Origin of the sequence: Pontibacillus halophilus JSM 076056 = DSM 19796 (genome assembly GCF_000425205.1) — a bacterium.
GTDB lineage: Bacteria > Bacillota > Bacilli > Bacillales > BH030062 > Pontibacillus_A > Pontibacillus_A halophilus.
The window spans coordinates 65799-79445 of sequence record NZ_KE384328.1 but is presented as its reverse complement, the minus strand read 5'-3'; the positions used below and the strand labels follow the sequence as shown (position 1 = coordinate 79445).

General features: G+C 42.3%; 17 protein-coding genes and 2 other annotated features. Of the genes, 2 read left to right on the top strand and 15 right to left on the bottom strand.

The genetic code is table 11. From position 1 onward, the window contains the following. Window positions 1-218: 218 nt before the first annotated feature. Entirely contained in the window at window positions 219-959 is a 741-nt protein-coding gene (locus H513_RS0118045; RefSeq protein WP_026801975.1) for a TrmH family RNA methyltransferase, read from the bottom strand. 105 nt (window positions 960-1064) lie between these two features. Here H513_RS0118045 and sspI point away from each other — a divergent pair, with 105 nt between their 5' ends. Next, a complete protein-coding gene (gene sspI / locus H513_RS0118040) occupies window positions 1065-1280 on the top strand; it encodes a small acid-soluble spore protein SspI (protein WP_026801974.1) in 216 nt (71 codons plus the stop codon). A 40-nt stretch (window positions 1281-1320) separates the two neighbouring features. Here sspI and H513_RS0118035 read toward each other — a convergent pair whose 3' ends face one another. Both H513_RS0118035 and H513_RS0118030 read right to left on the bottom strand, forming a co-directional pair. Next, window positions 1321-2406, bottom strand: a complete 1086-nt coding sequence (locus H513_RS0118035; RefSeq protein WP_026801973.1) for a M42 family metallopeptidase — start codon at window positions 2404-2406, stop codon at window positions 1321-1323. Window positions 2407-2456: 50 nt separating this feature from the next. Beyond that, window positions 2457-2945 carry a dUTP diphosphatase gene (locus tag H513_RS0118030; protein ID WP_026801972.1) on the bottom strand — a complete coding sequence of 163 codons (489 nt, stop codon included), beginning with the start codon at window positions 2943-2945 and terminating at the stop codon, window positions 2457-2459. A gap of 122 nt (window positions 2946-3067) precedes the next feature. Between H513_RS0118030 and H513_RS0118025 the strand changes: the two genes are divergently transcribed. Next, a complete protein-coding gene (locus H513_RS0118025; RefSeq protein ID WP_026801971.1) occupies window positions 3068-3457 on the top strand; it encodes a hypothetical protein in 390 nt (129 codons plus the stop codon). Between the two features lie 19 nt (window positions 3458-3476). Here H513_RS0118025 and H513_RS0118020 read toward each other — a convergent pair whose 3' ends face one another. The 12 genes from H513_RS0118020 to speD all read right to left on the bottom strand — a co-directional run bounded on the left by H513_RS0118020 (window position 3477) and on the right by speD (window position 13403). Continuing rightward, window positions 3477-4052 carry a TVP38/TMEM64 family protein gene (locus tag H513_RS0118020; protein WP_026801970.1) on the bottom strand — a complete coding sequence of 192 codons (576 nt, stop codon included), beginning with the start codon at window positions 4050-4052 and terminating at the stop codon, window positions 3477-3479. Window positions 4053-4107: 55 nt separating this feature from the next. Then, window positions 4108-4374 carry a DUF1294 domain-containing protein gene (locus H513_RS0118015; protein WP_231572062.1) on the bottom strand — a complete coding sequence of 89 codons (267 nt, stop codon included), beginning with the start codon at window positions 4372-4374 and terminating at the stop codon, window positions 4108-4110. Between the two features lie 146 nt (window positions 4375-4520). Further along, window positions 4521-4877, bottom strand: coding sequence for a 50S ribosomal protein L20 (rplT, locus tag H513_RS0118010; protein WP_026801968.1), 357 nt, complete (start codon window positions 4875-4877; stop codon window positions 4521-4523). 38 nt (window positions 4878-4915) lie between these two features. Then, complete coding sequence (gene rpmI / locus H513_RS0118005; protein WP_026801967.1) at window positions 4916-5113, bottom strand: 50S ribosomal protein L35; 198 nt, start codon at window positions 5111-5113, stop codon at window positions 4916-4918. A gap of 36 nt (window positions 5114-5149) precedes the next feature. Beyond that, window positions 5150-5656: a translation initiation factor IF-3 gene (infC, locus tag H513_RS0118000; protein WP_026801966.1), complete on the bottom strand. Its 507-nt coding sequence runs from the start codon at window positions 5654-5656 to the stop codon at window positions 5150-5152. A gap of 90 nt (window positions 5657-5746) precedes the next feature. After that, window positions 5747-5875 (bottom strand) — a sequence feature (ribosomal protein L20 leader region). A 426-nt stretch (window positions 5876-6301) separates the two neighbouring features. Next, on the bottom strand, window positions 6302-8245 hold the full coding sequence (gene thrS, locus H513_RS0117995) for a threonine--tRNA ligase (protein ID WP_026801965.1): 1944 nt from the start codon (window positions 8243-8245) through the stop codon (window positions 6302-6304). Between the two features lie 63 nt (window positions 8246-8308). After that, window positions 8309-8531 (bottom strand) — a binding site (T-box leader). A 63-nt stretch (window positions 8532-8594) separates the two neighbouring features. Further along, window positions 8595-9443, bottom strand: a complete 849-nt coding sequence (gene ytxC, locus H513_RS0117990) for a sporulation protein YtxC (protein WP_026801964.1) — start codon at window positions 9441-9443, stop codon at window positions 8595-8597. A 176-nt stretch (window positions 9444-9619) separates the two neighbouring features. Continuing rightward, on the bottom strand, window positions 9620-10552 hold the full coding sequence (dnaI, locus tag H513_RS0117985) for a primosomal protein DnaI (protein ID WP_026801963.1): 933 nt from the start codon (window positions 10550-10552) through the stop codon (window positions 9620-9622). A 25-nt stretch (window positions 10553-10577) separates the two neighbouring features. Beyond that, the gene (locus tag H513_RS20675; protein WP_036769100.1) at window positions 10578-11960 is read right to left on the bottom strand and encodes a replication initiation and membrane attachment family protein; all 1383 of its coding nucleotides are present in this window, start codon (window positions 11958-11960) and stop codon (window positions 10578-10580) included. Window positions 11961-12007: 47 nt separating this feature from the next. Beyond that, on the bottom strand, window positions 12008-12472 hold the full coding sequence (nrdR, locus tag H513_RS0117975) for a transcriptional regulator NrdR (RefSeq protein WP_026801962.1): 465 nt from the start codon (window positions 12470-12472) through the stop codon (window positions 12008-12010). A gap of 40 nt (window positions 12473-12512) precedes the next feature. Beyond that, the gene (locus tag H513_RS0117970) at window positions 12513-12908 is read right to left on the bottom strand and encodes a hypothetical protein (protein WP_026801961.1); all 396 of its coding nucleotides are present in this window, start codon (window positions 12906-12908) and stop codon (window positions 12513-12515) included. Window positions 12909-13025: 117 nt separating this feature from the next. Next, window positions 13026-13403 carry an adenosylmethionine decarboxylase gene (gene speD / locus H513_RS0117965; RefSeq protein WP_026801960.1) on the bottom strand — a complete coding sequence of 126 codons (378 nt, stop codon included), beginning with the start codon at window positions 13401-13403 and terminating at the stop codon, window positions 13026-13028. Window positions 13404-13647: the final 244 nt, after the last annotated feature.

The window sequence follows — 13647 nt, the reverse complement described above, 5'->3', positions numbered from 1 at the left end:
GGAAACACCTTTACTTTGTAAGGTCCAAGTGTCAGCTCCAGAGTGAAACTTCCTCGAGGTTACAACCGAAACGCTTCCAGTCTATGACGTTTCTCCCTGTGATTGTAGCGTACCTCTCGTACTAGCTCCTTCGACGCTTTATATGGTTATTCTGTTAGTTCAATAATTCTACTCATTAGTATATGGGGTTCGCTTTCATTTGTAAAGCACTGCTCCACTTATCCACGCATGGCGTAGAGTAAAATTCCTGTAGCTACCGCTACATTCAACGATTCTGCTTGCCCATACATCGGGATATTCACTCGTTCATCCGCAAGTTGGAGTAACTCTTCCTGTACACCTGACCCTTCATTGCCCACCAATAAAGCAAAAGGTTCATCTGGAATAGTCTTCTCCATATAAGGGGTTGCCCCTTGTAAAGATGTGGCCCACACCGTTGTTCCTTCTTGTCTCATGGAAGGAATAATCTCTTCTAGCTCTTCTTGGAATACTGGTAGGTGGAAGATAGAACCCTGCGTTGAACGAATGACCTTATCGTTATACGGATCTACGGTACCTTTCCCGAGCATAATCGCATCAAAGCCAGCCGCATCTGCTGTACGAATAATCGTCCCTAGATTACCAGGGTCTTGAATGGAATCAAGAAGTAGCACTCGATTCGCTCCTTCCCACTCCATCTCTTTCATTTCAACTACCGCCGCAACCCCTTGAGGGTGGTCGGTATCGGCAATTTCTTGAAACACTTCGTTCGTCACTTGGACGTATTTGTATCCTTGCCATTCATTTTGAATATTTATGTCTTCACGAATTACAATCTCTTGTACGGTCCAATCACTTTTCAACGCTTCTTCAACTAAGTGGAACCCTTCGACTAAGAACGCACGCTCTTTCTCGCGTCCTCTTCTTCGTTTTAATTTCTTCCAACGTTTTACGTATCCATTTTGTAGTGAGGTAATCATCTAACTCATCCTTTGTCTGTCTTGTCTTCCGTTAACATCATACATATTTACATCCACACGGGTCAAACTAACGATAAATTCTATGCTAGAAAAGAGGTGGAATGAGTGAGTATTAATTTGCGTGCAGCGATTTATAATAACGTTTCTGGTCATGATAGCGAGAAATTAGAAGCTACTATCTTAGATGCAATCAACAGCGGAGAAGAAAAAATGCTCCCAGGCCTCGGCGTCCTATTTGAACTTCTTTGGAAGAATTCAGATGAGAATGACAAAGAAGAGATGTTGTCTAACCTTGAAGAAGGTGTCCAACATCTTCAATAAATGAAACGTGCGAAGGCGATGGCCTACGCACGTTTTTTTATTAATCATACGTGATTGTTTGAACAGTTTCTTCATCAAGTCCTTTAATGATTTCAACAAACAGTTTAACTGTATGATCATAATCATCCCGGTGGAGCATCGCTGCATGTGTATGAATGTATCGTGTTGGAATCGTAATACTTAACGTTGGAACGCCATCATTCGTCAAATGAATGGAGCCTCCATCTGTTCCACCACCGGCTAAAGAAGCATACTGGAACGGGATGTTATGCTTCTCAGCTACTTGGACTACATAATCACGAAGTCCTTTATGAGAGACCATGGATGCATCATAAAGAATAATTTGAGGACCATCCCCAAGCTTACTATCTGCATCTTTATTTGAAATCCCTGGTGTATCCCCTGCAATGCCCACATCAACTGCGAAGCCAATGTCTGGCGCAATCTTCTGAGAGGAAGTCTTCGCACCACGAAGACGCACTTCCTCTTGCACAGTCCCAACTCCATACACGACATTCGGGTGTTCTTCCTGTTGAAGCTCTTTCAACACATCAATGGCCACTGCACAACCAATTCGGTTATCCCACGCTTTCGCAAGCAACATTTTCTCATTTGGCATCTGTGTGAACTCAAAGTAAGGGACGATTGAGTCACCAGGCATTACCCCAAATTCCTGAGCTTCTTCACGACTTGATGCCCCGATATCAATAAACATGTCCTTGATCTCGATCGGCTTCTTACGCGCTTCAGGTGACAAGACATGAGGGGGCTTTGAGCCAATTACTCCAGTGAGGTCCCCCTTCGTTGTCATAATCGTCACACGTTGAGCAAGCATCACCTGATTCCACCATCCTCCAAGAGGTTGAAAATATAGGAATCCATTGTCATCAATACGAGTCACCATAAAGCCGACTTCGTCTAAGTGACCGGCAATCATCACTTTAGGTCCATTTTCTCTCCCTACTTTGCGACCAATCAAGCTACCTAGCTGGTCTGTCGTCACCTCATCTGTATAAGGTGAAAGGTAACGCTTCATCACCTCACGCGCTTCCCCTTCGTTCCCAGGGACCCCTTTCGCGTCCGTTAACTCTTTCAGCATTGTTAATGTATCATCCCATGTAGCCATATGTGGTCCTCCTTCTCATTCTTTAACGTTTATTGTTGCCAACCCCATTATTAATAGTCTTGGTCTTGTCTTGTATGGTTGACTTTGTTCTTATCTTTATAGGCTTGAATAAGGGCATCCTCTGAGAAGCCTAAACGATTACCTACCTGTAGATAACGCCTAAAGAGAACTTCATATTCACGCTCTCCTTCAAACTCTTTAAATGACAAGATGGCTCGGTAAACTTCATGGAAAGAATCCGTCAAATCTCCATACGGTTCTTCCTCATTTACACCCCCATTGAACGTATACCCTTTCTCTAATCCAAGAGACAAAATAAAATGAATTCCATCCACATACTCTTCTAGAATGGTCTCATCTGGACTAGGTGCTTTCTGGCTCCAGAACTTGAAGCATCTTGTCTCATTAGCAAGCTCTCCAACCTCAACAAGAAGCGCCATGACCTTCTTTTGGAATAAATCTTTATGAGTCAGTTCGTGCTTTTGTTCAATATATGTATCAAGCTCTTGCTGCATCTGATATAGTTCGTTCCAGTTCAACAATCAACGCTCCTTTAAACTATTATTAATACGCATTATAACATACAACTTTTTTTGAAACGTTTGATACTCTCTATTCGTAGGATAGGGTAGCCATTTATTTGGAAAAGGAGACGAAGCTTATGATTGTTCTATTAATGAGATTGTTCATCTTCATAGCCATTATCTTGCTTCTGTATGCCGCCTACAAATACATTATTAACCCTAAACGAAAGCTTGAGCTTGCCCATGATAAGAAGCAGTATCATTTCATGGATGACGTGGAGAATGTGAAGAAGAACTTCCTGATTACGTATAAAGGAGTTTTGTTCGAAGGAGAGAAATACCTCGGCACAACTGAGCGTTCATTCGATGTGGTCTCCATTTCAGTATGGGCACGTGAGCCGAACCGACTTAAAGGCATTGAACGAGAAGATCTCTACTTTGTCGAGAAGGAAATTCTATCTCGGTACCCTCACGCTCAAATTGACTGGAAATACCCGATCAATAAGTTGTTCACTCCACACAAATAAGCAAGCGGAATCCGCTTGCTTATTTTAATTCTGTGTGAAAGAACTCATTCCATTGAATCACGATTTCCTTTCTACGGAGCAAATAAAAGAGGGGCAATAAGGAGAGGAGAAGCGCAACCATGACCGGCGGAGACAGTAACGACAACCATCCACCGATGGACGTATAGATAATCGCCAATGGCAAGCTTGAAATAAATGAACTCTTTGCATAGTCCTTAAACGTTGCCGATGTTTCAATAATGCATAAAGAAAGCAAATGAAAATGTATAAAGGGCACTAATCGAAGGATGGCCACTTGGCCAATTGAAAGCTGTGTGTACTTCCCTAACAACTTCTTCTTCAACGAAACAAGACGATTAACCGTCTTTGGCATCAGACCAGATAACGGATAAAAGGTTAAACTTGATAGGGTAACTCCAATGACTGAAAGAATGGACCCCTCTACCGCCCCGAATAACACCCCTCCTGTTACACAAATAAATGCTACTGGCAAAAAGAATACAGGCCTCATTAAATGTAGTGCAATAAAAAGCAGGGGAGCAAAGTAGCCACTTCCTTCGATGGCTGTAAGCAGAATGGTGCTGAGATGTTCCATCATCGTCCCCTTTCATAAGATGACTTAGTCCATCTATATGACAGGAGACGAGCCCTTATGACATGTTTTGTATGTAGAGTACGAACGCAATCTGCAAGATCGCAATGAGGGGGATGCCAATTACAAATGAAGAATGCTTCGTTTTATGCCGATACAATCGCATGCCAGTCCATATGCCAACAGAACCACCCATGACTGCCACTCCAAACAACGTCTTCTCTTGAATTCGCCATTGGTTTCTCTTCGCTCTTTGTTTATCCACCCTCATCAGTACGACTCCAATAAGGTTAATCATCACGATATAAATCAGAATAAACTCCACGTGATCCACCATCCTTTCTATGATACTCACCGAACTCTTTAGACAGCGTTGTGATGGCTAAGGCGTGCACGATTTCTCTATATCCCAAACCATAATAAAATAACCTTACTGCAGGCGGGCAGTAAGGTTATTCAATCAAGGTACACTTATTTAAGTGCAGCTTTAGCTTGTTCTACTAGGCTAGCGAAACCTTTTTCGTCAGTTACCGCTAGGTCAGCAAGCATCTTACGGTTAACTTCGATACCAGCTTCTTTAAGACCGTGCATTAGACGGCTGTAAGAGATATCGTTGATACGAGCCGCTGCGTTGATACGTGTAATCCATAATTTACGGAAATCACGTTTCTTCTGACGACGGTCACGATAAGCATATTGACCTGATTTCATTACTTGTTGTTTAGCTGTTTTAAATAGCGCGTGCTTAGAACCGTAATACCCTTTGGCAAGTTTTAAGACGCGACGACGACGTTGGCGTGTAACTGTTCCACCTTTAACACGTGGCATAGTGAGTCCCTCCTGTTATTTATATATTATGACGGAAATTACTTCTTAGGAAGTAGTTGCTCCATGCGCTTAAGATCACCTTTAGCTACAAGACCAGACTTGCGTAGTTTACGCTTTTGCTTTTGAGACTTGTTCGCGAATAAGTGACTAGTGTACGCGTGAGCACGTTTGTAGTTGCCGCTCGCAGTACGGCGGAAACGTTTTTGCATACCTTTATGAGTCTTCATTTTTGGCATAGTGAGTTCCTCCTTTAAGCAAGTTCAGAGTGATGTTTACTGCTTCTCAGCAAGTGGAGCAAGCATCATAAACATGTTGCGACCTTCCATAGTCGCTTTCTTTTCTACAGAGCTTACGTCTTTACATTCTTCTGCAAGACGCTCAAGAACTTCTTGACCAAGTTCCTTGTGAGTAATCGCACGACCACGGAAACGAACCGTTGCTTTTACTTTATCACCTTTAGAAAGGAACTTACGTGCATTGCGAAGCTTCGTATTGAAGTCATGTTCTTCAATTCCTGGGCTTAGACGCACTTCCTTGACGTTAATGATTTTTTGCTTCTTACGCGCTTCCTTGTCTTTCTTCTGTTGCTCGAAACGATACTTACCATAGTCCATAATACGACATACTGGCGGTTTCGCATTTGGAGCTACCATTACTAAATCAAGGTTCGCATTTGCAGCGATATCCAACGCTTCGTTTTTAGATTTAACACCTAATTGGTCACCGTTTGCATCAATGAGGCGTACTTCGCGAGCGCGAATCTTCTCATTGACAATCATATCTTTGCTAATAGTTAGCCACCTCCAGGTTTTATTAAAAAATGTTTCAAGTTGTCTGTCTTCGACAATTACCCTTCGTTGCGGTTTTTATGCATTAAAAAAGTGTCGGTACATACTGCACCCACACGCGTCCCGTTCATATTAAATAATAATGAGCGGACCTGTCAACTACTAAGAAAGTGTCAATCAGGTGAGAAGCGGGTGCTTCTACTTGTCTCAGACATTTATTAAGTTACCTATATGAGAATAGCACGTTTACAAAGCGTTGTCAACAAAGTACAACCTGTTCACTCACAACATCTTTAAATATAACTGATTTCTTGGGATGTTTCAATAGTTTTTTAACGGGTATAGTACATATCCTAAATTACAAAGAGGGTAATGAACCGTTTAGAGCTGTAGTAAATGAACAATGAGAACCATCAATAGGACCTTCTATTTTTTACGGTTCTCTCTTGGTTGTTACAAAGCTGTGTTTTGATGCAGCAGTTCACGCCCCACTATCGTTAATCTCCATCCTTAACGTTTGTGACGATTGAAATAGAGCTTTGATTCATTTCAAGCCGGAAACCGAGTAGTTCCCCTCTCATCCAAACCCATACACATAAAAAAGAACCAGACCGAATCCGGTCTGGTTCTTGTACTTTATTTAGCTCCCTTTTGATCGATCTCTTGCTTAATCGCTGCAACGAAATCATCAAGGGTTTGTGTCTTGGAATCTTGCTCTCCGTAGCGTCGAACGTTGACTCCATTTTGTTCCATTTCGTTGTCTCCTACAACAAGCTGGAATGGAACTTTCTGAATTTGTGCTTCACGAATCTTGTAGCCAATCTTCTCATCACGTTCATCCACTTCAACACGAACGCCTGCAAATCGAAGCGCATCTTCTACTTTCTTCGCGTAGTCTAGGTGCACATCTGCTGATACCGGAATAATCTTCGCTTGTACTGGTGCAAGCCATGTTGGGAAGGCACCTTTATACTCTTCAATTAGGAAGGCAACAAAGCGTTCCATCGTAGAAACTACTCCACGGTGAATAACGACAGGACGGTGATGGTTTCCGTCTTGACCAATGTACGTTAAATCGAAGCGCTCAGGCAAGTGGAAATCCAACTGTACAGTGGATAGCGTTTCGTCTTTACCAAGAGCCGTTTTCACTTGTACGTCTAGCTTCGGACCATAGAATGCCGCTTCACCTTCTGCTTCAACGTAATCTAGCTCTAGGTCTTCCATTGTCTCTTTCAACATGGATTGAGCCTTATCCCACATCTCATCGTTATCTACATATTTCTCTGTATCCGCTGGGTCGCGGTAAGAAAGACGGAAGTAGTAATTATCAAGACCAAAGTCTTTGTACACATTTTGAATTAAGTGTACCACTCGGATGAATTCTTCTTTCAATTGGTCTGGACGTGCAAAGATATGAGCATCATTCAATGTCATTGCACGAACACGCTGTAAGCCAGCTAGAGCACCAGACATTTCATAACGGTGCATGGTACCAAGCTCCGCAATACGAACAGGTAGCTCGCGGTAGCTATGCAAGTTGTTCTTATAGACCATCATGTGGTGAGGACAGTTCATCGGACGAAGGACAAGGTCTTCATTATCCATCTCCATTGTCGGGAACATGTCTTCTTGATAGTGATCCCAGTGCCCGCTCGTTTTGTACAAGTCAACAGAACCTAGGACAGGAGTGTAGACGTGGTCATATCCTAGACGCTCTTCCAAGTCCACGATATAGCGTTCGATTGTACGACGAATCGTCGCTCCTTTAGGAAGCCACAATGGAAGTCCCTGACCAACCTTCTGAGAAACTGTAAAGATATCTAATTCTTTACCAAGCTTACGGTGATCACGTTCTTTCGCTTCTTCTAGCATTTGTAGGTATTCGTTTAGGTGGTCTTTCTTCTCGAAAGCTGTACCATAAATACGCTGAAGCATTTTGTTCTTACTATCTCCACGCCAGTATGCGCCAGATACGTTCAACAACTTAAATACTTTGATCTTAGACGTAGAAGGAACGTGCACCCCACGGCAAAGGTCGAAGAATTCGCCTTGGCGGTAGATTGTCAAGTTCTGTCCTTCTGGGATATCGTCAATAAGCTCTAATTTCAATTCATCGCCAATTTCACGATACATCTCTTTCGCTTCTTCACGCGAAACCTCAATGCGCTCCACCTCAAGGTTTTCACTGACGATTTTCTGCATTTCCTTCTCAATCTTTGGAAGGTCTTCTGGTGTAATGGATTCTTCCATATCGATGTCATAGTAGAACCCATTCTCAATTACCGGACCTACACCAAGTTTCACGTTAGGATAAAGACGTTTAATCGCTTGAGCCATTAAGTGTGCAGATGAGTGACGCATCACTTCTACACCTTCTTCATCACGCAACGTGACAATCTCAATTCGTCCGTCATTTGGGATTTCGCGACGAAGGTCGATTAATTCTCCATCTAGTTTACCAGCAATCGCTTGCTTCTTAAGGCCAGAACTAATGGAAGCAGCTACATCTTCTGTCGTCGTACCTTGTGGAAACTCCTTTACAGCGCCATCTGGAAATGTTAACTGAATTGCTTCCGCCATAACTTTCACTCCTTCATATTTTTCATCACTAAAAAAACGCCCATCCCTTGCTATATAAAATAGCGAAGGGACGAGCGTTATACTCGTGGTTCCACCCAAATTCCTACAGGTATCCTGTAGCTCATTCAAATCCGTTAACGGGGACGAGCCGCTGCACACTACTTAAAGGTTCGCACGCAGAGTTCAAAGGTGGTAAACATTATGCGGCACTTAGGAAGCTTACAGCCTTGGCCTCCCTCTCTATGAAGTCCGTTCATCATGCTCATGTCCTTATCAACACTTTTAGTGACGTTTCGTTTATGTGTCTAATTATATGAAGGAAAATCGTGAAATGCAAGCCCGTTTCTTGTTATTTCGCAATTTGTTTGAAAGGAAAACGTTTCCTAGGATGTATCTGTACCCGTTCTTGAAACACATTTAATAACGTAATAAGTGTACCATTCGTAAGGTGATCACTGTAGATAGAGATGGTGTGTGGAGCCATTGCAATAATAGGCGACAAGAACAACTCATCCCTTCCCATCCCGAATAAATAAAGAGGTTCTTCATAGGCAACTTGTCGAAGTTGACTGCTGTCTAAATACCCACCCTCCGAATTATAGATCTTGAGTGTTTCTGACTCGATAATGTGAAGGTGTTGATTAGATACGCCCTTCCCCCTTACGAATTCACGCAGGTTCTCCACATACGTTTGGTAATCCTCTTCCCGCTTATACTCATCAAGCGCATATCCAACAAAGTCGACAAGCTTCTCTCGATAAGAAGGCAAGCGAAAGCGCACCAACGAATCGAAATGAAAGCCTTCTTCCTGATACAACAACTCGGAGAACAACTCCCTCAATATCTTGGACCGCTTCCCACGTGAGAGTTCATGCCGAGGGAGGTCAGTCTCCTCACACAGCAACGTCTGGCAAAGTTCAAGAATATGCGACCGTTCCTCATCGTCTGTATAGTAATAACAGTTGAGCAGTATTTCATCTAGCCACGCCTGCTCTCTATGTAAAAGAAACACATGAATAAGTCCCTCAACCAACAGCCGCTTCCACTCTCCATGCCACGATTGTGGCGAGGTAATTACCAAATAGTGACCTTGTTTGCTATGAGATTTCCATCTGATTGAAATCTCATCATTCTTCCGAAATAGAAAGGAGCATAGTGTAACGGCTTCTTCTTTCTTCTCAAAATAGATTTCCTTCAAGCGTTAAACCCCCTTCCCATCAAACTGTTACATTATATGGGACAAGGTCTTAAATCATGCCAGAAAACCAACATAACACCCGTAAAAAAGGGAGATAAACAAAAAAAGAACCCCATTTCAATGGGATTCTCTATATCCTTGCAGGAAATACAATCTTTATTTCGTATCTGTACCCATTACTTTCTCTTGTTCTTACCACCGATGTTAACTGGTGTACTGACTTGACCAATTCGTTCGATAATTCGCCCAGCCTTTAACTTCTCCACCTCTCCTCGATTTGAGTAGGCTAGATGCTCTTGCAACTCATCAAGGTTGTAGTTGGAAGTAAAGAAAACCGGAAGGCGTTCCATCATGCGATACTGAAGAATGGAACCAAGCACCTCGTCCCTAAACCATGCAGACATCGTTTCTGCCCCAATATCATCAATCATAAGAACAGGCACATTCTTGAACTGCTCAATCTTTGTGTTTAAGGTCTGGTCTTGAATGGATTGCTTCATTTCGCGAACAAATTCAGGCATGAAGATGAGCATGGAAGACGTACCTTTATCAGCAAGCTTGTTCGCAATTGCGCCTAATAGATAGGTCTTCCCCACACCGAAAGGTCCATGTAAATACAAGCCCTTCTCTGCTTTTTCAGTATCTAGATGTTCAATATAATTTTTCGCTTGTCGAATCGCTTCGTATCGCTCAGGGTCATCTACTTCAACATCCTTGAATGAAGCTTCCAAGATATCTCTTGGCATGTATAAACTACTTACAAGTGAACGCTTTTGATTCTGCTCTTCATCAAGCCTTTTTCTTGGGCACATTTCATACGTTAAACGAATATCATGGCCTTCCACGTGAACGCGCGGGCTATAACCAGAAACTAAATTAATGCATTCATTCAGCGCTGGGCAATCCTCGCACTTTTTCGATTGAGATTGATATTCGTAGAGCTTCATAAGATGTCGCTCTAAATCCTGATCTGTTAGATGAGGATTTTCTTGTTGGATAGCCAGAATTTCTTTATTTTGTAGCACTTCTTCCCGCATTTTCTGATAATGTTCTTGGAAGTTGCGACTTTCCCTCATCCATTTCTTTAACGATCCTTGGATAGATTCCATTTCCACTCATTCCTTATAGCTATAGTTACAAATCATCAAGATTCTTTAAATCCTCGAGAAGTTGCTCTCGTTCGCGGTCTGTATCTTCTGAAGACTTAGGTGATGACGACTGCTCTTGTTCCTTCTGTGTTGAGGAGGCTTTCCCATTCTGCTTAAACCAATCCGGCACCACTCCTTGACGTTGTGGAGCACGGTTGTATGATCTTGAATATGACTTTTGTTGCTTATTCTCATTTTCAGACTTTGCCAACTCCATTGCTTCTTGCACGGTCTTCACTTTCTTACGAGACCAGTGGCTCGCAATCTTTTCTAAATATCCTTTAGACAGCTTCTTGTCTGTCTTTAAATAAACATAATGAATGAGCACATTCATTACACCAGGCGGCAATCCTTGTTGGTCCATGACATCTCGAATCATCTTAAGTTCTTGATAAGATGGCTGGTTTCCATCAGACAGGTCTTCTAACAATTCCCTTGGGGAGATTCGTTCGAAACGTTCTGTAATCGTTTCATTCTTCTTCTCTTCTGCGTCTGTAGAAGAATCGTTTGTCGCGAGTGCTTGTCGCGTATGAAGTAGACTAGGATTACTCTGTTTCCCTTTCGACTGATACAAATCGTGACACGCCTCTTTAAATTCTTTCAACATGAAGTCATGCTCGTCAGATAACGACCACATGACAGCTTTCTCTACTTCATGCGTACCTAGGTCGTAAAGAACGGCCATTTGATTGATACTGCGTTTATTCCGTTCATTTAGGATGTGTTGAGTTGGATACATTCGTTGTTGCAACGACTGAGTTAACCAGCCGAAATCCACAACCTCCTGTCCAATTACAACCCCTTTTTGCTCCTTATCTTCTGAACGAGAAGAATTGGTATGTTGGGGCATTGACTTTGAGTGAAGCATTGTCGTTTGGAACATGTCTTCAAACGATGCCGTAACTTCCTCTCCTGCTAGTGCTTTCGGTTGTGGAAGGAAAGCCTCTTTAACAATGTTATATTTATCTTCCCCCAGCTCATGGTAAAGCAACACAGAAAGCACATCATCTTGAAAGAATTCCTTTGCGGTGAAAGGAGGATGTAAGACATACGTGTACAATTTCCCTTCCTCTTCCTGACTCATAAATGTACGCAGCAATCCGACTGCTTCAAGCTTTCGTTTCGCCTCATAGACTTGGTCAAGGGAAAGGTGCAAGTAATTCATTAATCGGTGATGGGTTTGTCGAGATTGTGCCAACTTTAATTCGAAATCTGAGAGTAACGTCTGATAGATGCTAATCGCTACAGCCCCAATAATGGGTTGATAGAGATGTGTAAGGGAACGGATATAATGTTGTGGAAACGTGTGAGGAACGCGAACCATGTAGCCCTCCACGGGGAGTATCTTGCCGATGTTGTTTGATTCCATGTGTAAAACCCCCTTTCAAAAAAGAAAAGAGCCTCGATGGCTCATGTTTATTCTTCAGGCTGACGCTTAATAATATCCTTCAATTCGTCAAGAAATACATTTATATCTTTAAATTGTCTGTACACAGAAGCAAATCGGACGTACGCCACTTCATCTAATGTAGCCAGACGGTCCATAACCATTTCGCCGATCTCTTTGCTTGGTACTTCTGATACGCCGCCATTTCTTAATTCACGTTCCACTTCACCTGCAATTTTTTCAAGCTCTTCGGCAGGAACTGGACGCTTTTCACAAGCTCGAATTAACCCTCGCATAAGCTTATCACGACTAAACTCTTCTCTTGTGCCTTCTTTCTTTACGACAATCAATGGAACTTCTTCAATACGTTCAAATGTTGTAAACCGAAACACGCACTGTTCACATTCCCGACGACGTCGTATTGACTTCCCCTCATCTACTGGTCGTGAGTCCAAAACCTTGGTACTACGCGCATGACAATTGGGGCATTTCATATGATCAACTCCAACCTAGTATTCCGTCTATTTCGATGCTTTATTTTCCTAATGAAGTTTCAATAAAAGGTAATTCACGCTTTAGCTGCTCATATAACGTCTCGATTAACTTCGTACTATAACCAAAATCAAACGGCATTGCTCCCTCTGTCGTAACAGAAAAGTCAACCGCTGATCGTAATGGCTGTACCATAATTACACTAACGACAACAAAGGCTTTCCTCTTCCCCTTTACCGAAACACTTATCTCGCCGTGCTCTTCTGATTTAGCCACAATTGTATAAGATGAATGCTTGGAAAGCAACTCGTCCACTTTATTGAACGCTTGAGCCTGCATCGCTTTAAAATAATGTGTTTGTAACCTTGAATCCCAATGCTGTTCGGATGTTTCAGCATGGTTCGTTAAATATGTTGATGCCCACTGTTTAATTTTCATGACTACACCTCTAGCCTATTATATCAAAAATAGCAAGCGGTGAAATACTCCATTCGACAATATTTCTGAATTTAAACGCAAAAAAGGAGTGTACGCTGTACACCCCTCTAGTTGCATTTATAGTACATTAAACTTTTTCACTTCAACTGGTCCCATACCACGTGGGACTTCTACCGTTTCTTGCGTTTTGGATTCTAAAGATTCTGCGATATATTGAGCTGCTACGTTAGGATCAATGCGATCACCACAAGTATAAACATCAATACTTGCGTAACCATGCTCAGGAAAGCTATGAATGGTTAAATGTGATTCAGAGATGATAACAACTCCACTCACACCATGAGGTGCAAACTTATGAAACGCAACCTCGCGCACTTCAGCTCCAGCTTTAAGCGCCGCATTTACAAATATCTTTTCAATCAAAGACATATCATTAAGCTTTTCCTCATTACATTCCCACAGTTCTGATATTACATGTCTACCCATAGTATCCATTGGTAGTCCCCCTTTAACAACCAAAGAATTTACTTCTAAATGCAAAGCTTATGCACCACCACGGGGGAAAGTTAGTCCAAAGAGGTCCTAACCCTTTAAGCAGCCAACTAATCGAATTCAGAAGTACGCTTGTTAGTATATAACCTTTTGAGAAAATTTGCAAGGTAATTTCAAAAGCGCAGGGGCCCTGCTTAGCCACGGTAGGCATAAGACAAGCAACGAAGTGAGGTGACCTTCCCTCACG

Coding starts and splice junctions, on each gene's coding strand:
- H513_RS0118045 (WP_026801975.1), bottom strand. CDS start 959: ATGATTACCTCACTACAAAATGGATACGTAAAACGTTGGAAGAAATTA.
- H513_RS0118035 (WP_026801973.1), bottom strand. CDS start 2,406: ATGGCTACATGGGATGATACATTAACAATGCTGAAAGAGTTAACGGAC.
- H513_RS0118025 (WP_026801971.1), top strand. CDS start 3,068: ATGATTGTTCTATTAATGAGATTGTTCATCTTCATAGCCATTATCTTG.
- H513_RS0118020 (WP_026801970.1), bottom strand. CDS start 4,052: ATGGAACATCTCAGCACCATTCTGCTTACAGCCATCGAAGGAAGTGGC.
- rplT (WP_026801968.1), bottom strand. CDS start 4,877: ATGCCACGTGTTAAAGGTGGAACAGTTACACGCCAACGTCGTCGTCGC.
- rpmI (WP_026801967.1), bottom strand. CDS start 5,113: ATGCCAAAAATGAAGACTCATAAAGGTATGCAAAAACGTTTCCGCCGT.
- infC (WP_026801966.1), bottom strand. CDS start 5,656: ATGATTGTCAATGAGAAGATTCGCGCTCGCGAAGTACGCCTCATTGAT.
- thrS (WP_026801965.1), bottom strand. CDS start 8,245: ATGGCGGAAGCAATTCAGTTAACATTTCCAGATGGCGCTGTAAAGGAG.
- dnaI (WP_026801963.1), bottom strand. CDS start 10,552: ATGGAATCTATCCAAGGATCGTTAAAGAAATGGATGAGGGAAAGTCGC.
- H513_RS20675 (WP_036769100.1), bottom strand. CDS start 11,960: ATGGAATCAAACAACATCGGCAAGATACTCCCCGTGGAGGGCTACATG.
- nrdR (WP_026801962.1), bottom strand. CDS start 12,472: ATGAAATGCCCCAATTGTCATGCGCGTAGTACCAAGGTTTTGGACTCA.
- H513_RS0117970 (WP_026801961.1), bottom strand. CDS start 12,908: ATGAAAATTAAACAGTGGGCATCAACATATTTAACGAACCATGCTGAA.
- speD (WP_026801960.1), bottom strand. CDS start 13,403: ATGGATACTATGGGTAGACATGTAATATCAGAACTGTGGGAATGTAAT.